General features: G+C 69.7%; 22 protein-coding genes. 10 read left to right on the top strand and 12 right to left on the bottom strand.

Annotated features, from left to right (window positions below; translation table 11 throughout):
* Positions 1 to 18 precede the first annotated feature (18 nt).
* Both AC07RV_RS34590 and hslO read left to right on the top strand, forming a co-directional pair.
* Complete coding sequence (locus AC07RV_RS34590) at positions 19 to 543, top strand: gamma carbonic anhydrase family protein (protein WP_057595925.1); 525 nt, start codon at positions 19 to 21, stop codon at positions 541 to 543.
* 37 nt (positions 544 to 580) lie between these two features.
* Positions 581 to 1,579 carry an Hsp33 family molecular chaperone HslO gene (gene hslO, locus AC07RV_RS34585; protein ID WP_057595926.1) on the top strand — a complete coding sequence of 333 codons (999 nt, stop codon included), beginning with the start codon at positions 581 to 583 and terminating at the stop codon, positions 1,577 to 1,579.
* A 15-nt stretch (positions 1,580 to 1,594) separates the two neighbouring features.
* Here hslO and AC07RV_RS34580 read toward each other — a convergent pair whose 3' ends face one another.
* Together AC07RV_RS34580 and AC07RV_RS34575 are read right to left on the bottom strand one after the other, a co-directional pair.
* A complete protein-coding gene (locus AC07RV_RS34580; protein ID WP_296777262.1) occupies positions 1,595 to 2,464 on the bottom strand; it encodes an NAD(P)-dependent oxidoreductase in 870 nt (289 codons plus the stop codon).
* 31 nt (positions 2,465 to 2,495) lie between these two features.
* A complete protein-coding gene (locus AC07RV_RS34575) occupies positions 2,496 to 3,287 on the bottom strand; it encodes an SDR family oxidoreductase (RefSeq protein WP_296777264.1) in 792 nt (263 codons plus the stop codon).
* A gap of 94 nt (positions 3,288 to 3,381) precedes the next feature.
* Here AC07RV_RS34575 and AC07RV_RS34570 point away from each other — a divergent pair, with 94 nt between their 5' ends.
* Complete coding sequence (locus AC07RV_RS34570; RefSeq protein ID WP_296777266.1) at positions 3,382 to 4,167, top strand: AraC family transcriptional regulator; 786 nt, start codon at positions 3,382 to 3,384, stop codon at positions 4,165 to 4,167.
* A 9-nt stretch (positions 4,168 to 4,176) separates the two neighbouring features.
* Here the strand turns inward: AC07RV_RS34570 and AC07RV_RS34565 are convergent, their stop codons facing one another.
* The 7 genes from AC07RV_RS34565 to pyrG all read right to left on the bottom strand — a co-directional run bounded on the left by AC07RV_RS34565 (position 4,177) and on the right by pyrG (position 10,327).
* Positions 4,177 to 5,172, bottom strand: a complete 996-nt coding sequence (locus tag AC07RV_RS34565; RefSeq protein ID WP_296777268.1) for a hypothetical protein — start codon at positions 5,170 to 5,172, stop codon at positions 4,177 to 4,179.
* 110 nt (positions 5,173 to 5,282) lie between these two features.
* Positions 5,283 to 5,978 (bottom strand): AAA family ATPase, encoded by a 696-nt coding sequence (locus AC07RV_RS34560; protein ID WP_296777270.1) that lies wholly within the window; start codon positions 5,976 to 5,978, stop codon positions 5,283 to 5,285.
* Positions 5,975 to 6,595, bottom strand: coding sequence for a nicotinamide riboside transporter PnuC (gene pnuC / locus AC07RV_RS34555; RefSeq protein ID WP_093354629.1), 621 nt, complete (start codon positions 6,593 to 6,595; stop codon positions 5,975 to 5,977). Before pnuC ends, AC07RV_RS34560 begins: the two co-directional genes overlap by 4 nt.
* A 55-nt stretch (positions 6,596 to 6,650) precedes the next feature.
* Complete coding sequence (gene ftsB / locus AC07RV_RS34550; protein ID WP_093354631.1) at positions 6,651 to 6,929, bottom strand: cell division protein FtsB; 279 nt, start codon at positions 6,927 to 6,929, stop codon at positions 6,651 to 6,653.
* 116 nt (positions 6,930 to 7,045) lie between these two features.
* Positions 7,046 to 8,329, bottom strand: a complete 1,284-nt coding sequence (gene eno / locus AC07RV_RS34545) for a phosphopyruvate hydratase (RefSeq protein ID WP_093354635.1) — start codon at positions 8,327 to 8,329, stop codon at positions 7,046 to 7,048.
* A gap of 28 nt (positions 8,330 to 8,357) precedes the next feature.
* The gene (locus AC07RV_RS34540; RefSeq protein WP_296777275.1) at positions 8,358 to 8,648 is read right to left on the bottom strand and encodes a DUF1330 domain-containing protein; all 291 of its coding nucleotides are present in this window, start codon (positions 8,646 to 8,648) and stop codon (positions 8,358 to 8,360) included.
* A complete protein-coding gene (gene pyrG, locus AC07RV_RS34535) occupies positions 8,645 to 10,327 on the bottom strand; it encodes a CTP synthase (RefSeq protein ID WP_208513325.1) in 1,683 nt (560 codons plus the stop codon). Before pyrG ends, AC07RV_RS34540 begins: the two co-directional genes overlap by 4 nt.
* 179 nt (positions 10,328 to 10,506) lie before the next feature.
* On the opposite strand from pyrG, the gene coaBC reads away from it, so the two are divergent.
* The 4 genes from coaBC (at position 10,507) to AC07RV_RS34515 (ending at position 13,342) form a co-directional block, all read left to right on the top strand.
* The gene (gene coaBC / locus AC07RV_RS34530) at positions 10,507 to 11,730 is read left to right on the top strand and encodes a bifunctional phosphopantothenoylcysteine decarboxylase/phosphopantothenate--cysteine ligase CoaBC (RefSeq protein WP_057595937.1); all 1,224 of its coding nucleotides are present in this window, start codon (positions 10,507 to 10,509) and stop codon (positions 11,728 to 11,730) included.
* Positions 11,730 to 12,194 (top strand): hypothetical protein, encoded by a 465-nt coding sequence (locus tag AC07RV_RS34525; protein ID WP_208513326.1) that lies wholly within the window; start codon positions 11,730 to 11,732, stop codon positions 12,192 to 12,194. Before coaBC ends, AC07RV_RS34525 begins: the two co-directional genes overlap by 1 nt.
* The gene (gene dut / locus AC07RV_RS34520; protein WP_057595939.1) at positions 12,191 to 12,637 is read left to right on the top strand and encodes a dUTP diphosphatase; all 447 of its coding nucleotides are present in this window, start codon (positions 12,191 to 12,193) and stop codon (positions 12,635 to 12,637) included. The genes AC07RV_RS34525 and dut overlap by 4 nt, the downstream gene beginning before the upstream one ends.
* Positions 12,638 to 12,841: 204 nt before the next feature.
* A complete protein-coding gene (locus tag AC07RV_RS34515) occupies positions 12,842 to 13,342 on the top strand; it encodes an outer membrane lipoprotein (RefSeq protein ID WP_057595940.1) in 501 nt (166 codons plus the stop codon).
* A gap of 78 nt (positions 13,343 to 13,420) precedes the next feature.
* Here AC07RV_RS34515 and AC07RV_RS34510 read toward each other — a convergent pair whose 3' ends face one another.
* Positions 13,421 to 13,945: an FKBP-type peptidyl-prolyl cis-trans isomerase gene (locus tag AC07RV_RS34510; protein WP_208513327.1), complete on the bottom strand. Its 525-nt coding sequence runs from the start codon at positions 13,943 to 13,945 to the stop codon at positions 13,421 to 13,423.
* A 14-nt stretch (positions 13,946 to 13,959) separates the two neighbouring features.
* Here AC07RV_RS34510 and AC07RV_RS34505 point away from each other — a divergent pair, with 14 nt between their 5' ends.
* The 3 genes from AC07RV_RS34505 (at position 13,960) to AC07RV_RS34495 (ending at position 15,974) form a co-directional block, all read left to right on the top strand.
* Positions 13,960 to 15,102 carry a cupin domain-containing protein gene (locus tag AC07RV_RS34505; RefSeq protein WP_296777280.1) on the top strand — a complete coding sequence of 381 codons (1,143 nt, stop codon included), beginning with the start codon at positions 13,960 to 13,962 and terminating at the stop codon, positions 15,100 to 15,102.
* The gene (locus AC07RV_RS34500) at positions 15,092 to 15,607 is read left to right on the top strand and encodes a hypothetical protein (protein ID WP_296777282.1); all 516 of its coding nucleotides are present in this window, start codon (positions 15,092 to 15,094) and stop codon (positions 15,605 to 15,607) included. Before AC07RV_RS34505 ends, AC07RV_RS34500 begins: the two co-directional genes overlap by 11 nt.
* A 100-nt stretch (positions 15,608 to 15,707) precedes the next feature.
* Positions 15,708 to 15,974 carry a hypothetical protein gene (locus AC07RV_RS34495; RefSeq protein ID WP_093354655.1) on the top strand — a complete coding sequence of 89 codons (267 nt, stop codon included), beginning with the start codon at positions 15,708 to 15,710 and terminating at the stop codon, positions 15,972 to 15,974.
* A 99-nt stretch (positions 15,975 to 16,073) separates the two neighbouring features.
* Here AC07RV_RS34495 and AC07RV_RS34490 read toward each other — a convergent pair whose 3' ends face one another.
* Both AC07RV_RS34490 and bamC read right to left on the bottom strand, forming a co-directional pair.
* Complete coding sequence (locus tag AC07RV_RS34490; protein ID WP_093354658.1) at positions 16,074 to 16,850, bottom strand: MBL fold metallo-hydrolase; 777 nt, start codon at positions 16,848 to 16,850, stop codon at positions 16,074 to 16,076.
* Positions 16,851 to 16,855: 5 nt separating this feature from the next.
* Positions 16,856 to 17,938 carry an NlpB/DapX family lipoprotein gene (gene bamC, locus AC07RV_RS34485; protein ID WP_093354660.1) on the bottom strand — a complete coding sequence of 361 codons (1,083 nt, stop codon included), beginning with the start codon at positions 17,936 to 17,938 and terminating at the stop codon, positions 16,856 to 16,858.
* Between the last annotated feature and the right edge of the window lie 50 nt (positions 17,939 to 17,988).

Here is a 17,988-nt window from a genome sequence, read left to right as displayed (position 1 = left end):
TTTCCGGAGACTCCCACGATGGCCCTCTATGAACTCGACGGCGTGGCGCCGCAACTCGGCGACGGCGCCTGGGTCGCCGACAGCGCCGAGGTGATGGGGCGCGTGACGCTGGCCGAGAACGCGAACGTCTGGTTCGGCGCCGTGCTGCGCGGCGACACCGAGGCCATGACCATCGGGCGCAACAGCAACATCCAGGACCTGTCGGTGCTCCATTGCGACATCGGCTGCCCGCTGACCGTGGGCGAGAACGTCACCGTGGGCCACCAGGTCATGCTGCACGGCTGCACCATCGGCGACAACACGCTGATCGGCATGCAGGCGGTGGTCTTGAATAACGCGAAGATCGGCCGCAACTCGATCGTCGGCGCCGGTGCGCTCGTGACCGAGGGCTCGGAATTCCCCGACAACTCGATGATCCTGGGATCGCCCGCCAAGGTGGTGCGCACGCTCGACGAAGCGGCCGCCGCCAAGCTGCGCCAGGGTGCGGAGCACTACGTCAAGAACGCCCGCCGCTTTGCGGCCGGCCTGAAGAAGATCGCCTGAGCCTGCGCGCGAGGGCACCCGAAGAAAGAACCCCGTTGTGAGCGAGCTGCACAAATTCCTGTTCGATGGCCTGCCGGTGCGCGGCATGATCGTGCGCCTGACGGACGCCTGGCAGGAGATCCTCGCGCGGCGCGCCTCCAACACCGCCACCGGCGCCTACCCGCCGCCGGTGGTCGAGCTGCTCGGCGAGATGACGGCCGCGGCCACGCTGATGCAGGCCAACATCAAGTTCAACGGCGCGCTGATCCTGCAGATCTTCGGCGACGGCCCGGTGAAGGTGGCCGTGGCCGAGGTCAAGCCCGACCTGAGCCTGCGAGCCACCGCCAAGACCATCGGGGAGCTGCCGGCCGATGCGCGGCTGCCCGACATGGTCAACGTGAACAACAAGGGCCGCTGCGCGATCACGCTCGACCCCAAGGACAAGCTGCCGGGCCAGCAGCCCTACCAGGGCGTGGTGCCGCTGTTCGGCGACGAGGGCGAGAAGCTCGGCAAGCTCAGCGAGGTGCTGCAGCACTACATGCTGCAGAGCGAGCAGCTCGACACCACGCTGGTGCTGGCGGCCGACGACAAGGTGGCCGCGGGCCTGCTGATCCAGCGCCTGCCGGTCAAGGGCGAGGGCAACCTCGAGGGCACCTCGCCGGCTGATCGCGACCAGGCGAACGAGGACCAGATCGGCCGCAACGAGGACTACAACCGGATCTCGATCCTGGCCTCGACGCTCACGCGCGAGGAGCTGCTCACGCTCGACGTCGAGACCATCCTGCGGCGCCTGTTCTGGGAAGAGAAGCTGCTGCGCTTCGAGCCGCAGCGCGGCATGCTGGGCCCGCACTTCGCCTGCACCTGCGGCCGCGAGCGCGTGGCGCAGATGATCCGCGGCCTCGGCGCCGAGGAAGCCGAGAGCATCCTCGCCGAGCGCGGCGACATCGAGGTGGGCTGCGACTTCTGCGGCAAGCAGTACCGCTTCGACGCGGTCGATGCGGCGCAGATCTTCCGCCCGCCGGGCGACCAGATCCCCGGCACGCCGGTGGTGCAGTAAGTCGGTGCCGGGCGCTCAGCCCGGCTGCCGCAGCACCTTGACCATCGCCGCGAGCCGCTCGTTCGCATAGCCGGCCGCGAGCGCGCGGTCGAACCATCCCATCAGGAAATCGGGAAAGCCCGTGTCGAGCCGCGCCTCGCGCGCCTGCCGCACGAACAGCCGGCCCGAGCCCGCGCAGGTCGCCATCGAGCTCTCGGGTTCGCCATAGCGCTGGTCGTGGATGCTCTCGCCCTCGGCGCGGATCATCTCGCCGATCACGGGCGAGATGGTGCCGATCATTTGCGCGAAGTCCCGCACCGGCAACTGCTCCGATTCGAAGATGCGCACGCCGTGGAAGAAGCCGGCCATCGCGCCGAACATGCACGAGAGCGTGGCCAGGTCCCAGGCGGCGGCGTTGCCGATCGGCTCGCCCAGGTAGGCGATGTGGCCCGCGATGGCCTCGAGCACCGGCCGGCAGGCCGCGAGCGCGCGCTCCTCGCCCGACACGAACAGCGGCGTGTCGGGCCGGCCGATCTGCGAGGGCGTGGCGAGCAGCGCGCCGTCGAGGTAGGCCACGCCGTCGAGTCGCGCCCAGTCGTCGCGCGCATCCTGCGGCGTGCCGGTGCTCAGCTGCACCAGCACCTTGCCGCGCAGTGCCTCGGCCACGCCCGGCTGCGCGAGGATCGCGCGCCAGGCCGCGTAGTCGGCCACGCAGACCAGCACGATGGGGCTGGCGGCGACGGCCGCGCGTGCATCGGCGGCGAGCACGGTGCCCTGGCCGAGCAGCGCTTCGGCGCGGCTCGGCGTGCGGTTCCACAGCGTGAGCGTGTGGCCACGCTGCAGGGCGCGCGCGAGCGCGATGCCCATCGGGCCGAGGCCGATGAGGGAGACGTCGGTAGGGGTCATGGTTGCTTCCTGCATGGATCGGGGATGCGGTTCATTCGTGCGCCGGGCTGAGGTTCTGGCCCAGGCCGCCGTCGACCGTGAGCCGCGCGCCGGTGGTGAAGGTGGCGTCGAAGGCCAGGAACAGCACCGCGCGCGCCACTTCCTCGGCGCTGCCGTGGCGCCGCATCGGCGTGATCTGGTCGCCCAGGCGCACGAACTCCGCGCGCTCGGCGGGCGTGGCATCGGCCACGCCGAGCGTGGGCGTGTCGATGAAGCCCGGGCTCACCACGTTGACGCGGATGCCGCGCCCCACCAACTCGGCCGCGAAGCCCGAGGCGAAGGAGCGCAGCGCGGCCTTGGTCGCGCTGTAGACGCCCATGCCGTGCATGCCGCCCTCGTCGGCGATCGACGAGGTGAAGACGATGGACGCGCCGGGCTTCATCAGCGGCGCGAGCTTCTGCACCGTGAAGAAAGCGCCCTTGGTGTTGATCGCGAAGGCGCGGTCGTAGCCGGCCTCCGTGACCTGCTCGAAGGGCTCGAGCGTGGCGATGCCGGCGTTGATGTGCAGCAGGTCGACGTGGCCCAGCGTCGCGCGCGCGGTGGCCGCGAGCGCATCGATGTCGGCCAGCGAGGCGGCGTCGCTCGCCAGCACCTGCGCCTGCGGGCCCAGCGCGTGCCGCGCGGCCTCGAGGTTCTTCGGATTGCGCCCGGTCAGGATCACGCGGGCGCCGCCCGCGAGCAGCGCCTGGGCCGTGGCCAGGCCCATGCCGATGGTGCCGCCCGTGATGACGGCGGTCTTGCCGCGGTAGCGGGTGTTGCTGTCTTGGTGGAGAGTGGTGTTCATGGCCGCGATGATTCCGCGCGCATCGCGCGCGGTCGCGCACGATCGGGCAGCCCCGAGCACGAACGGACGACGGCGCGCGGCCGATAATGGCCCGATGAGCGACACCGACCTGCGCATCGAACTGCGGCAGACGCCCGCCGGCATCGTCGGCTACGAGCCGCTGCCCGAGCACCGCATCAAGCTCCACGTGGGCGCGCCGGTGGCCGGCGCCTGCCAGTTCCATCGCTTCCTCTACACGCGCGGCGACCTCGACATCGTGCCCGCGGGCGTGAGCGACGTGTGGCACGAGGAGGCAGCGAGCACCTCGCTGATGCTGCGCGTGTCGACCGCGCTGCTGCGCCGCACGGCCGACGAGATGGGGCTGCCCGCCGAGTGCGCCACGCTCGCGCAGCGCCACCAGTTCCGCGATGCCCACATCGAGCACATCGCCTGGGCCCTCGACGCCGAGCGCCGCGCCGGCTTTCCCAACGGCACCCTGTATGCCGACAGCCTCGGCACCGCGCTCGCCGTGCACCTGCTGAGCGGCCAGCGCCGCCCCGAGCCCGTGCCCGCGCGCGGCCTCACGCGGCCGCAGCTGCGCCGCGTGACCGAGCACATCGAGGCCCACCTCGACGGCGACCTTTCGCTATCCTCGCTGGCCGACGTGGCGGGCCTCAGCGCCTCGCACCTCAAGACCTTGTTCAAGCGCTCGACCGGCCTGCCGGTGCACGAGTACGTGGTTCACCGCCGCGTCGACCGCGCGCGCGGCCTGCTGCTGCGCAGCGAGCTGCCCGCGAGCCAGGTGGCGCTGGAGAGCGGCTTCTCGCACCAGAGCCACATGGCGCGCTGCATGCGGCGCGTGCTCGGCGTGACGCCGGGCGAGGTGCGGCGCGCGGGTTGAACGGGGCGCTCAGCGCGCCTTGGCTTCGCGCGGGTTCGCGCTGTCGAAACCGCCGAAGAAGATGTCGGGCGCGCTCGTGTTGTGCTTCGACGGCACGCTGCGGCCGAAGCGGAATTCCGTGCCTTCTAGCGTCTTCACCTCGGGCAGCGGCGTCGCGACCGACGGCGCGTCGGGCGTGGCCTGCCAGCGCACTTCGCTGACGTCGGCGTTGTCGGGCGTCACGTACATCGAGCGCAGCACCGCGAAGGGCCGTGCCTCGCGCGTGGGGGCCGAGAAGCGCACGTCGAGCGCGGTGCGTTCGCGGCTGATCTCCTCGACGTTGGCGACGGCGCTGCCGCCGCGCGCGAAGCGCAGGTGGATCGACAGCGGCTTCGGCACGATGCGGATCGAGGCGATGTCGACCACCGGCCGGCCGGCCTGCTCGACCGGGCCGAGCAGGAACGAGGAGCCGTAGACGCCGTCGCCGAAGCGCGCCTCGGGCAGGGGCTTGATGCGCCAGTAGCCGTCGGAGGGATAGAGCACCAGCGCCTCGAGTGCCTTGCCGTTTTCCTTGCGGAACACCTGCAGCAGGTGGAAGCCGCGGTCGCTGACGGTGCCCACGCGCACCGGCACGCGCTGCGGCCGCCAGAAGCTCGCGAGCGTCATGCCGACGATGCGCCACTGCGCGTTGTCGAGCAGCACCACGGTCCGCGGCTCGAAGCGGTGCGCGGGGTCGGTGGGATGCTCGCCGCCGTCGAAGTTGCAGCCCGAGAAGTCGGGCGCGGTGACGTCGTTGCCGATGCTGTCGAGGTAGGACGGCTGCAGCGCCTCGATGCGCAGCCGCCGGATGCCTTCGCCGCGCAGCACCAGCGAGACGTTGTCCTCCTCGGCGCAGGCGGTGGGTGTGGTGCCGTTCTCGACCGTGGCGCGCAACGGGGCCGCGCTGGCGGCGGCGCCGACCAGCACCGAGGCCGCGAGGGCGGTGGCGAGGAGGGCGGCGGTGCGGAAGCGACGGCGAAGAGGCATCGGGTCTCCAGGCAAGAGGAAGAGGAAAACGGCAACGGACGCCGAAGCTTAGAGGATGGCGCAGCGCAGGCCGGCGCCATGTCGGAGGGCACCGCGCGGGCGCGGCGGCCTCACTCGCGGCGCGCGAGCAGGTCGGTGAACAGGCGGTGCTCGCACTCGGGATCGGAGCACTTGTCGCAGGACCAGGTCCAGCCTTCGCCCGTCGTGGCGGCGTCGCGATCGGGCGCTACGGCATCGCGTCCGCCGTCGCGCGACAGGCCGCCGCGGTCGGCCACGCTCTGGATCGCGCGCCAGGCGCTGGCCAGCCGTTCGCTGCCGCTGCCATGCACCACGGTGTAGGCCACGCCCGCGCTGGCGAGCGCGCGGCGCACCATCGCGTCGACCGGCTCGCGCACGTGCGGGCCGTCGCGCATCTCGTCGGCCACCCAGGGCAGGTCGAGCGCGGTCAGCAGGGTGATCGCGCAGCGCTGCTGGGCCGCGAGCGCATCGGGGTAGAGGGTGGTGTCGGCGAACAGCAGCTCGCTGTAGACGGCGGTCATGACGGCCGTGGTGTCGGCCACCGCCACGCCGAGCGCGGCCGCGGCATCGATGCGGCGGGTCTGCTCCTCGGCGATGGCCTGCTGCTCGTCGGCACGCGGCGTGCGGCCTTCGCGCTCGCACCATTCGCGCAGGTACTCGCCGACGAAGGTGGCGTGGATGCCGCGCTCGTTCATGCGCTGCACGAGGGCGCGCGCGAGCTCGGTCTTGCCGGTGCTCTCGGCGCCGAGCAGCGCGACGATGCAGCCGGTGGGCAGCACGGGCGTCATGCGGCGGCCGCCCTCGGCAGCCGCTGGCGCCAGGCCAGGTAGCCGGCCACGCTGAGCGCCGCGAACACGGCGTACAGCCCGACCGTGAGCCACAGGCCCTTGTGGACGAAGAGGCCGATGCTGACCAGGTTGACGGCCAGCCACACGACCCAGTTCTCGATGAACTTGCGCCCGAGCAGGAACTGGCCGACCAGGCTCAGGCCGGTGGCGAAGCCGTCCCACCAGGGCACGTCGGTGTCGGTGAAGCGGCGCAGGAAGAGGGCGACCGCGGGCCAGGCCAGCGCGCAGGCCAGCAGCGCGAGCGCGAGGCCGCGGCGCGAGAGGCGGCTCACGCGCAGCGCCGAGCCGTCGGCCCGGTGGCCACGCAGCCATTGCAGCCAGCCCCAGAAGGCGACGACCGCGAAGAAGACCTGCAGCGAGGCGTCGCCATAGATCTTCGCCTGCGCGAACACGCCCACGTAGAGCAGCGAGCTGACGATCGCCAGCGGCCAGCCCCAGTGGATCTCGCGCATGTTGCAGCCGACCATGGCCAGTGCCAGCACGGCGGCCACGCATTCGAGCCAGGTGACGGGAGAGCCCCAGAGCGCGAAGGCGGGGGCGGAAAGGAGTTCGGGCATCGGCTGGGCGGCGTGCACGGCGCGCCGAGGGCTCGGCGAGAGCGGCCCGCGTGGATCAGTGGGCGATCTGGACGAAGACCTCGTTGGGCTTGACCATGCCCAGCTCCTGGCGGGCACGTTCCTCGACCATCTCGAGGCCGTCCTTGAGGTCGTTGACCTCGGAGGCCAGCCGCTCGTTGGTGATGGCGGCCTTGGCGTTCGACTCCTTCTGCGAGGCCAGCTTGGCCTGCAGCTGCGCCACGTCGCGCACGCTGCCGCGCCCGTTCCACAGCTGCCACTGGAGGATGGCCAGCAGCACGAGCAGAACGATGGGAGGAATGAAGCGCGCGCGCATGGTCCGCGGACTTTACCCGCGCTCCCCGCACGGCCCGCCAGGGACGGCGCATCGCCGATCCGCGAAATGCGGAAAAAGCGGCAATGCGCGCGGCTCTTCGGGCCGGGGAGGGGGCATCACTTGAGGTTGTAGAACGCGCCGCGGCCCGGGTAGACGGCGATGTCGCCGAGGTCTTCCTCGATGCGCAGCAGCTGGTTGTACTTGGCGATGCGGTCCGAACGCGAGAGCGAGCCGGTCTTGATCTGGCCGGCGTTGGTGCCCACGGCGATATCGGCGATGGTGCTGTCCTCGGTCTCGCCCGAGCGGTGCGAGATCACGGCCGTGTAGCCGGCGCGCTTGGCCATCTCGATCGCGGCGAAGGTCTCGGTCAGGGTGCCGATCTGGTTGATCTTGATCAGGATCGAGTTGGCGATGCCCTTCTCGATGCCTTCCTGCAGGATCTTGGTGTTGGTGACGAACAGGTCGTCGCCCACCAACTGCACGCGCTTGCCCAGGCGTTCGGTCAGGTGCTTCCAGCCGTCCCAGTCGCCTTCGTGCATGCCGTCCTCGATGCTGATGATCGGGTACTTGTCGACCCAGGTCGCCAGCATGTCGGTCCAGTTCTCGGCCGACAGCGAGAGGTTCTCGCCAGCCAGCACGTACTTGCCGTCCTTGTAGAACTCGCTGGCGGCGCAGTCCAAGCCCAGCGCGATCTGCTCGCCGGCCACGTAGCCGGCCTTGTCGATGGCTTCGAGGATCAGCTGGATCGCCGCTTCATGGCTCTCGACGCTCGGCGCGAAACCGCCTTCGTCGCCCACGGCGGTGCTGATGCCGCGGTCGCCCAGGATCTTCTTGAGCGCATGGAACACCTCGGCGCCGTAGCGCACGGCTTCGCGGAAGCTCGGCGCGCCCACGGGGATGATCATGAACTCCTGCAGGTCCAGGCTGTTGTTGGCGTGCGCGCCGCCGTTGATGACGTTCATCATCGGCACCGGCATCTGCATGCCGCCCATGCCGCCGAAGTAGCGGTACAGCGGCAGGCCCGATTCCTCGGCGGCCGCGCGGGCCACGGCCATCGACACGGCCAGCGTGGCGTTGGCACCCAGGCGGCCCTTGTTGTCGGTGCCGTCGAGGTCGATCATCGTGCGGTCGAGGAAGGCCTGTTCGCTGGCATCGAGGCCGAGCACGGCTTCGGAGATCTCGGTGTTGATGTTCTCCACCGCCTTGAGCACGCCCTTGCCGAGGTAGCGCTTCTTGTCGCCGTCGCGCAGCTCGATGGCTTCGCGCGAACCGGTGGATGCGCCCGAGGGCACGGCCGCGCGGCCCATGGTGCCCGATTCGAGCAGCACGTCGCACTCGACGGTGGGATTGCCGCGGCTGTCGAGGATCTCGCGGCCGACGATGTCAACGATTGCACTCATCTTCTTTTCTTTCTCCAGTAAAAACGGATCACAGACCTTCGACGACGACCATGCGCATGATCGCGGCGCCCTGGCGCGACTCGCGCGCCTTGCCGTATTCGGGCGAACTGTTGAACTGCTTCGCGGCCTCGACGCTCGGGAACTTGAGGATCACGATGCGCTGCGGCGCCCAGTCGCCCTCGAGCACCTCGACCTTGCCGCCACGCACGCAGACCTCGGCGCCATGCGCCTGCATGGCGGCGGTCGACCACTTCTTGTACTCCTCGTACTGGGTCGGGTTCGTGACTTCGACGTTGGCGATGATGTAGGCGCTGGTCACGCAACCGCCTTCAGCGTCTTGCCCGCATTGCCGGCGCCCTGGCCCTTGTGGTCGAGCGCGGCCTTGATGAAGGCGTTGAACAGCGGATGGCCGCTCCACGGCGTGGACTTGAACTCGGGGTGGAACTGCACGCCCATGAACCACGGATGCACGTCCTGCGGCAGCTCGACGATCTCGGTGAGCTGTTCGCGCTGCGTGAGCGCGGAGATCACGAGGCCGGCCTTGCGCAGCTGGTCGAGGTAGTTGACGTTGGCTTCGTAGCGATGGCGATGGCGCTCGGTGACCACGTCGCCGTAGATGCTGTGGGCCAGCGTGCCGTCGGTCACGTCGGAGCTCTGCGCGCCCAGGCGCATGGTGCCGCCGAGGTCGGACTTCTCGTTGCGCACCTTGATCGTGCCGTCGGCGTCCTTCCACTCGGTGATCAGCGCGATCACGGGGCAGGAGGTCTCGGGGTCGAACTCGGTGCTGTTGGCATCGGGCAGGCCGGCCACGTGGCGCGCGTACTCGATGGTGGCGACCTGCATGCCCAGGCAGATGCCGAGGTAGGGCACCTTGCCTTCGCGCGCGAAGCGGGCCGCGAGGATCTTGCCCTCGACGCCGCGCTGGCCGAAGCCGCCGGGCACGAGGATGGCGTCGTACTTGGCCAGGCGCGAGACGTCCTGCGCGGTGATGGTCTCGGAGTCGACGTAGTCGATCTTCACGCGCGCATGGTTCTTCATGCCGGCGTGGCGCAGCGCCTCGTTGAGCGACTTGTAGCTGTCCGACAGGTCGACGTACTTGCCGACCATGGCGATCGCCACTTCCTGCTGCGGATGCTCGACCTCGTAGACCAGTTCGTCCCAGCGCGAGAGCTTGGCCGGCGGCGTGTTGATGCGCAGCTTGTCGCAGATCAGGCCGTCGAGGCCCTGCTCGTGCAGCATGCGCGGCACCTTGTAGATGGTGTCCACGTCCCACATCGAGATCACGCCCCATTCGGGCACGTTCGAGAACAGCGAGATCTTGGCACGCTCGTCGTCGGGGATCGGGCGGTCGGCGCGGCACAGCAGGGCGTCGGCCTGGATGCCGATCTCGCGCAGCTTCTGCGCCGTGTGCTGCGTGGGCTTGGTCTTGAGCTCGCCGGCGGCGGCGATCCAGGGCACGTAGCTCAGGTGCACGAAGGCCGAGTTGTTCGGGCCCATGCGCAGGCTCATCTGGCGCACGGCCTCGAGGAAGGGCAGCGACTCGATGTCGCCCACGGTGCCGCCGATCTCGACGATGGCCACGTCGACCTCGTGCGCGGTGCCGATGCCGGCGCCGCGCTTGACGTATTCCTGGATCTCGTTGGTGATGTGCGGGATCACCTGCACCGTCTTGCCGAGGTAGTCGCCGCGGCGTTCCTTCTCGAGCACGGTCTTGTAGATCTGGCCGGTCGTGAAGTTGTTGGCCTTGCGCATGCGCGTCGTGATGAAGCGCTCGTAGTGGCCGAGGTCGAGGTCGGTTTCCGCACCGTCGTCGGTGACGAACACCTCGCCGTGCTGGAACGGCGACATCGTGCCGGGGTCGACGTTGATGTAGGGATCGAGCTTGATGAGGGTGACTTTGAGGCCGCGCGATTCGAGGATCGCGGCCAGCGAGGCGGAGGCGATTCCCTTGCCGAGGGAAGACACCACACCACCGGTGACGAAGACAAATTTGGTCATGCCAGTTCCGGACGCGAGGACCGGGCAGTGGGAAATTGAGATTATAGGTGTGCCCCCGGCGACACCCGGCGCGGGTGGACACTGTTACCTCGCCCGGCGCGGGACATCGGGGCCGCCGCGAACGACCGTTCGCCCCAGGGCGCGGCGGGGATGCGCGGGTCATTACACTCCGCCCCACCATGCAAGACCTCGCCGGCAAACACATCGTTCTGGGACTCACGGGCGGCATCGCCTGCTACAAATCGGCCGAGCTGTGCCGGCTGTTCGTGAAGGCGGGGGCCACGGTCCAGGTCGTCATGACCGAATCGGCCGAGCAGTTCATGACGCCGGTCACGATGCAGGCGCTGTCGGGCCGCCCCGTCTACACCTCGCAGTGGGACGCGCGCGAGCCCAACAACATGCCGCACATCAACCTGAGCCGCGAGGCCGACGCGATCGTGCTCGCGCCCTGCAGCGCCGACTTCATCGCGCGCCTGGTGCAGGGCCGCTCCGACGAGCTGCTGAGCCTGCTGTGCCTGGCGCGCCCGCGCGACCGCGTGCCGCTGCTTCTCGCGCCCGCCATGAACCGCGAGATGTGGATGCATCCCGCGACCCAGCGCAACCTGGCGCAGGTGGCGGCCGACGGCGCCACCGTGCTCGGCGTGGGCAACGGCTGGCAGGCCTGCGGCGAGACCGGCGATGGCCGCATGCTCGAGCCGGCCCAGCTGCTCGAGGACATCACCGCCTTCTTCCATCCCAAGCTGCTCGCGGGCCAGCACCTGCTGGTGACGGCCGGACCGACCTTCGAGGCGCTCGATCCGATCCGCGGCATCACCAACCACTCGTCGGGCAAGATGGGCTTCGCCATCGCCCGCGCCGCGCGCGAAGCCGGCGCCGAGGTCACGCTGGTGGCCGGGCCGGTGCACCTGCCGACGCCGCGCGGCGTCACCCGCATCGACGTGCGCTCGGCGCAGGAGATGCTCGCGGCGACCGTCGGTGCATCCTCGCGTGCTAGCGTTTTCGTAGCAACGGCGGCGGTCGCCGACTGGCGCCCCGCGACCCAGAGCGACCAGAAGATCAAGAAGGACGGCAGCGGCAAGACGCCGGTGCTCGAGTTCGTCGAGAACCCCGACATCCTGCTGACCGTGGCGCGCAGCGAGCGCGCGCAGGCGAAGAAGCTGTTCTGCGTGGGCTTCGCGGCCGAGAGCGAGAACCTCGTCGCGCATGCCAAGGCCAAGCGCGAGCGCAAGGGCATCCCCTTGCTGGTGGGCAATATCGGCCCGCTGACCTTCGGCCAGGACGACAATGCGCTGCTGCTCGTGGACGCCGATGGCGTGCGCGAACTGCCTCGCGCGCCCAAGCTCACGCTGGCGCGCGAGCTCATGACGGAGATCGCGGCGCGGCTGCCCGACTGGAGGGTCTGATGAAGGCTGAATGGAACACCCCGCCCAATGGCGACTTCGTGCGCTATGTCGAGGGGCTGACGGCCCAGGCCGCGAGGAACCTCGGGCGCGGCCAGACGGACGTGACCGGCGAACACGGGCTCGACGTCGGCATGACGCCGAGCGCGGGACCGGGCGCGGTGGTGCCGCCGGCACAGGCCCGCGCGCGCGCCGCGGCCACCAATGCCGCCAAGTCCGAATCCGCGCAGGGCGGGCCCTTCGGCGCGCTCACCAAGCCCCTGCTCGGCGCGGCCGGCGTGGCCTTCGTGATCCTGTGGTCGGTCGGCGTGCCGATCTACGTGCTCGTGGTGCTGGCCGGCCTGGCGTTCTGGTTCGCCGGCAAGCTCAAGACGCTGGCCTTCCCGGGCGCGGCCAAGTGGCAGCAGGTGCTCGAGCAGGCGAACCGCCGCGAGACAGAATCTCAACAAGGAAAAGCAAGCAAGTGAAAGTCGACGTCCGCATCCTCGATCCCCGCATGGTGGAGCAGTTGCCCACCTACGCCACACCCGGCAGCGCGGGGCTCGATCTCAGGGCCTGCATCGATGCGCCCGTCACGCTGGAGCCCAATGCCTGGCAACTGGTGGGCACCGGCATCGCGATCCATCTCGGCGACCCGGCCTATGCGGCGATGATCCTGCCGCGCTCGGGCCTGGGCCACAAGCACGGCATCGTGCTGGGCAACCTGGTCGGGCTGATCGACAGCGACTACCAGGGCGAGCTCAAGATCAGCGCCTGGAACCGCAGCGACACGCCCTTCGTGCTGCAGCCGATGGAGCGGCTCGCGCAGCTGGTCATCGTGCCGGTGGTGCAGGCGAAGTTCCATGTCGTCACCGAGTTCGCGCCCACGCAGCGCGGCGAGGGCGGCTACGGTTCCACCGGCAAGCACTGACCGGCAGCTGACTGCAGCGACGCGCAACCGCGCGCAACGGCGCGTATCGCGGCGGTAAAGAAAGGAACCTCGGAAGCGGGGCGGGGCTCACAGGTTTCAGCTTGTGTCCTTGCGTCATCGCCGTGGCCACTGCGGCGTTGAACACACAGGCGGGTGCGCCGCTCCATCGCATGGCGCACCGTTCTTTCCGAGGAGCCTTTCAACATGAAGATCTCAATGCGCTTCGTTTCCGTCACCGCATCCGTGCTGGCCCTGGCCACGCTCACCGCCTGCGTGGCACCCGCACCGGTCTACCAGACCTCCCGCTATCCCTACCAGCCGCCGCCGCAGGCCGTGCCCTACCGCGAGGCCGCCTACGTCGAGTACGGCCACGTGGCGAACATCGAGGTGCTGCGCAGCGAGACCGCCGGCACCGGCACCACCGGTGGCGGTGCCGTGGCCGGTGGCGTCATCGGCGGCGTGGTGGGCAACCAGTTCGGCCGCGGCAACGGCCGTGCGGCGGCCACCGCGCTCGGCGTGATCGGTGGTGCGCTGCTGGGCAACACCATCGAGGCGCAGCAGAACGGTCCGCGTGCCTACGAGAGCTACCGCATCTCGGTGCAGACCGACCGCGGCGGCTACCGTGCCTTCGACGTGCAGCACCCGGGCGACCTGCGCATCGGCGACCGCGTGCGCATCGACAACGGCCAGCTCTCGCGCATGTAGGTCGGCATCGGCGTCACATCGCGCCAGCCAAGAAAAAGCCGGGCAATGCCCGGCTTTGTCGTTGATGCGCCGAGGGACTCAGTGCAGCGTGTCGTTGCCCGGCGAGACCGGCTGCACCTTGAAGAAGGCCGTGCCCGCGGTGCCGCGGCCGATCTCCTCCTCGGTGGCTTCGCGCACCGAGCGCACGAGGATGTCGAGTCGGATCGCGATGCCCGCCAGCGGATGGTTGCCGTCGAGCACGAGGTGCTCGGGATAGATCTCGGACACCGTGTACATCGCATCCTTCGGGATGTTCTCGCTCACGCCCGCGGGCAGCGCGCTGCCCTCGAAGGTCATGCCTTCCTCGGTGCCTTCGGGGAAGAGGGCGCGCGGTTCGAGGAAGAGCAGCTGGTCGTTGAAGTCGCCGAAGCCCTGTTCGGGCTCGACCTGCAGCTGGATGCGGTCGCCGGGCTCATGGCCCTGCAGGGCTGCCTCGATCACGTCGAACAGATCGTCGCCACCGATCAGGAATTCGACCGGTTCGTCGAGCACGTCCAGCACATCGCCGAGCGTGTCTTTCAGGGTCCAGGTCAGGCCGACCACGCATTGTTCAGAGATTTCCATTGCAGAATTCTCCCATGGAGATCACAACACCGCTGCCCCTGCTGGGCGGCCTGAGCGCCGCGCAGTTCATGCGGCGGCACTGGCAGAAGAAACCGCTGCTGGTGCGACAGGCGGTACCCGACATGGTGCCACCCATCGACCGTTCCGCGCTGTTCGCGCTGGCCGAACGCGAGGAGGTCGAGTCCCGGCTGATCCGCCATGGCAAGACCGGCTGGAGCCTGAAGCACGGCCCGCTGCCGCGCCGTTCGCTGCCCTCGCTGAAGCAGGCCGCCTGGACCCTGCTGGTGCAGGGCGTGGACCTGCACCACGAGGGCATCCATGCGCTGCTGCGGCAGTTCGGCTTCCTGCCCGACGCGCGGCTCGATGACCTGATGATCAGCTACGCGAGCGACGGCGGCGGCGTGGGTGCGCATTTCGACAGCTACGACGTGTTCCTGCTGCAGGCGCAGGGCCGGCGCCGCTGGTCCATCGGCAAGCAGGGCGACCTGCGGCTGCAGCCCGACGTGCCGCTCAAGATTCTCGAGCGCTTCGAGCCCGAGCAGAGCTTCGTGCTCGAGCCCGGCGACATGCTCTACCTGCCGCCGCGCTACGCGCACGACGGCGTGGCGGTCGGCGGCGACTGCATGACCTTCTCGATCGGGCTGCGTTCGCCGTCCGCGGGCGAGCTCGGTGCCGACCTGCTGGCGCGCATCGCGCAGGCCCATGCCGACGAACTCGAGGATGCGGGCCCGTCGGCCGCCGTGCGCTACCGCGACCCCGCGCAGCCCGCGGTCGAGGCGCCCGGCGCCATGCCCGCCGCGCTGCAGGCCTTCGCGCGCAAGGCGGTCGAGATGGCGCTGCGCGACCCCGACGCGATCGACCGCGCGCTCGGCGAATCGCTGACCGAGCCCAAGGCCAGCACCTGGTTCGACGAAGGCGGCGAGGCGCCCGACGCGCTGCATGCGGTGCGGCTGGACCGCCGCACGCGCATGCTCTATGACGCGCGCCATCTCTACATCAACGGCGAGAGCTTCCGCGCAGGCGGGGCCGATGCCACGCTGATGCGGCGCCTCGCCGACCGGCGCGCGCTCGGGCCGCGCGAGCTCGCGAAGGCCAGCGACGATGCGCTGTCGCTGCTGGCCGAATGGTGCGAGGCGGGCTGGCTGCATGCCGAGTGACACCGCGTTGCCGTCGCCGCTGCCCGAGGGCCGCTTCGACGGCCGCGAGGACTTCGACCGGCTGCTGCGCACCGCGCTCGCGTCGGCCGCGCAGCAAGGCTGGAAGGAACTGATCTTCAGCGACCCCGACTTCGCCGACTGGCCGCTGGGCGAGCGCGCGAGCATCGAGGCGCTGCAGGCCTGGTCGGCCAGCGGCCGCAGGCTGGTGCTGCTGGCCGAGCGCTTCGATGGCGTGGAGCGCCGGCATGCGCGCTTCGTCGGCTGGCGCCGCAGCTGGGACCACATCGTCGAATGCCGCGCGTTGCGCGTGTCGCCGGCACAGGCCGGCAGCGGCGTGCCGAGCGCGCTGTGGACACCGTCGTGGTTCCTCCATCGCATCGACCTCGAACGCAGCCGCAGTCTCGCCAGTGCCGATGCGCGCACGCGCAGCGCGCTGCGCGAATCGATCGAGGAATGCTGGCGCCAGGCGCGGCCCGCCTTTCCCGCGAGCACGCTGGGCTTGTAAGCCAATGCCGCGAATCCCGCGGCCAGACATAAGAGCGACAGCATGCGGGTCTAGAATTTTTTTCGTCCCTCAAGACCTTCATTGCCAAAGGAGCCTTTTCATGAAGAAGACAACGTCCGTCCTGCTCGCCTCGCTGCTCGCCGCTTCCGCCCTGGTGGCTTGCGGCAAGAAGGAGGATGCGGCGCCCGCCGTGACCACGCCGCCGCCCGCGCCCGTGACCGAGCCCGCACCGGCCCCCGCGCCCGCCCCTGCCGCATCGGCGCCGTCGATGGGCGCCTCGGCACCATCGGCCGCCGCATCGTCGGCACTCGATGCGGCCAATGCCGCGACCGAAGCCGCGAAGAAGGGCGAAGCGCCGAGCAAGTAAGCCGTCGCCGCACACGAAGCAAAGCCGCCTCCAGGGCGGCTTTCTTCATGGGGCTTTCAATCGCCTTTCAATCGGCTGCCGATCGCGCGGCACGCGCGCTCAGACGTCGAGCCAGGGCGAGCCTTCGGCCGCGCTTGCGGTGAGCATCTCGGCCTCGTTGCCGCCGAGTGCCTGTGCCATCAGCTGGCGCACGATCTCGGGCCGGTTGTTCTGCTCGCTCAGGTGCGCCGCGACCACGTGGCGCAGCCCGTCGTGCAGCACCGCGCGCGCGATCTCCGCGGCGGCCTGGTTCGAGAGGTGGCCGTAGTTGCCGCCCACGCGCATCTTCAGGAACGGCGGGTAGGCCGAGTTGGCCAGCAGCTCGCTGTCGTGGTTGAACTCCAGCAGCAGCGAATGCGCGCCACTCAGGCGCGCGAGCACATGGGCGGTGGCATGGCCGAGGTCGGTCAGCACGCCGAGCGTGCGATTGCCGTCGGTGCAGCGCAGCTGCAGCGGCTCGCGCGCATCGTGCGGCACGGTGAAGGGATGCACCGAGAGCTCGCCGACCGCGAAGTCCTCGTCGTCGCGCGCGATGTGCAGCTGCCCTTCGAAGTCGCGCCCGCCCGTGGCCAGCCAGGTGCCTTCGCTCATCCAGACGGGAATGCGGTTGCGCCGCGAGAGGGTGTGGGCGCAGCCGATGTGATCGCCGTGTTCGTGCGTGACGAAGATGGCATCGATGTCGCTCGCGGCGAGCCCGGCGCGGGCCAGCCGCTGATCGAGCTGGCGGATGCCGAAGCCGCAGTCGATCAGGAGCCGGGAGGTGCGGCCGCCGCTGGTCGCCTCGACCAGCGCGGCATTGCCCGTGCTGCCGCTGCCGAGGCTTCGGAAGCGGAGCATGGGACTTACTTCAGGTCGTCGGCGATGACCTTGACGATGCGCTCGGCATTGGCCGAGGTCTCAGGCGCGCCGGCTTCGTTCTGCACCGACACCGTGCTGCTCTCGCCCTGGCTCTTGATCAGGATGCGGAACTTGAGCGGCGACTCGGTCTTGCTCGAGCTGAACAGCTTGCCGAAGAAGCCGGGCTCCTTCTTGTCGGGGTTCGGCGGCACGTAGCGCACGAAGTAGACGCCGGCGCTGCGGTCGCGGTCTTCCACCGTGAAGCCGGTGCGGTCGAGCGCGAGGCCGACGCGGCGCCATGCGCGGTCGAAGCCGTCGCTGAGCTGCACGATCGGCTGGCCGCCGACATTGGCCACGCGGGCGGTCTGCACCGGTGCCGCGGCGGCGGTGGCCGCGACCTGCTTGGCCTGCTCCTGCGAGACGCCGAGCTTGACCATCAGGCGGCGCAGGAATTCGGCTTCGAGCTCGGGGTCGGACGGACGCGGCTGCCAGACGGTCTGGTCCTGGCGCGTGTTGGTGTAGACCTCCTGCATGCCGCGGTGGCTGATGTAGATCTCGGTGCCGTTCGCCGTGCGCTCCATGCGGGTGCGGAAGCGGTCGAGTTCGCCGGTGGAGTAGATCGAGTCGACCAGCTTGCCCAGCGTGCCGCGGATGATGTCCTGCGGCAGCTTGGCGCGGTTCTCGGCCCAGTCGGTTTCCATGATGCCGAGGTTGCGCTGCTCGGTGGTCAGCAGGAAGCCGCTTTCCTGCCAGAAGTCCTTGACCGGCTCCCAGAGCTGGTCGGGCGAGCGGTTGACGACCAGCCAGCGCTGCGTGCCGGTGCGTTCCAGGCGCACGTCGCCGAGGTTCGAGACGGCGGTGGGCACGCCCGGTGCGTTGGCGACGCCGGTCTGGTAGGCATTGGCGGTCACGGCACCGCCGGGAATGTTGTAGCGGTTGTCACGCGAGAGCTGCGACAGGTCGGGCGGCACTTCGAGCGTCGGGGCCTTGCCGGCGCTCTTGTAGTCGATCTTGTCGCTCTCGAGAACGGAGCAGGCGGCGAGGCTGGCGACGAGGGCCAGGAGTGCGAATCGCGAGAGGTACTTCAACGTCGTCTTCCTTGTTGGAATGGTTCGGTCAATCGATGGGCCGCTGTGCC

Source organism: Variovorax sp. GW821-FHT09B01 (assembly GCF_059418345.1).
This window is presented reverse-complemented; position numbering and strand designations above follow the sequence as displayed.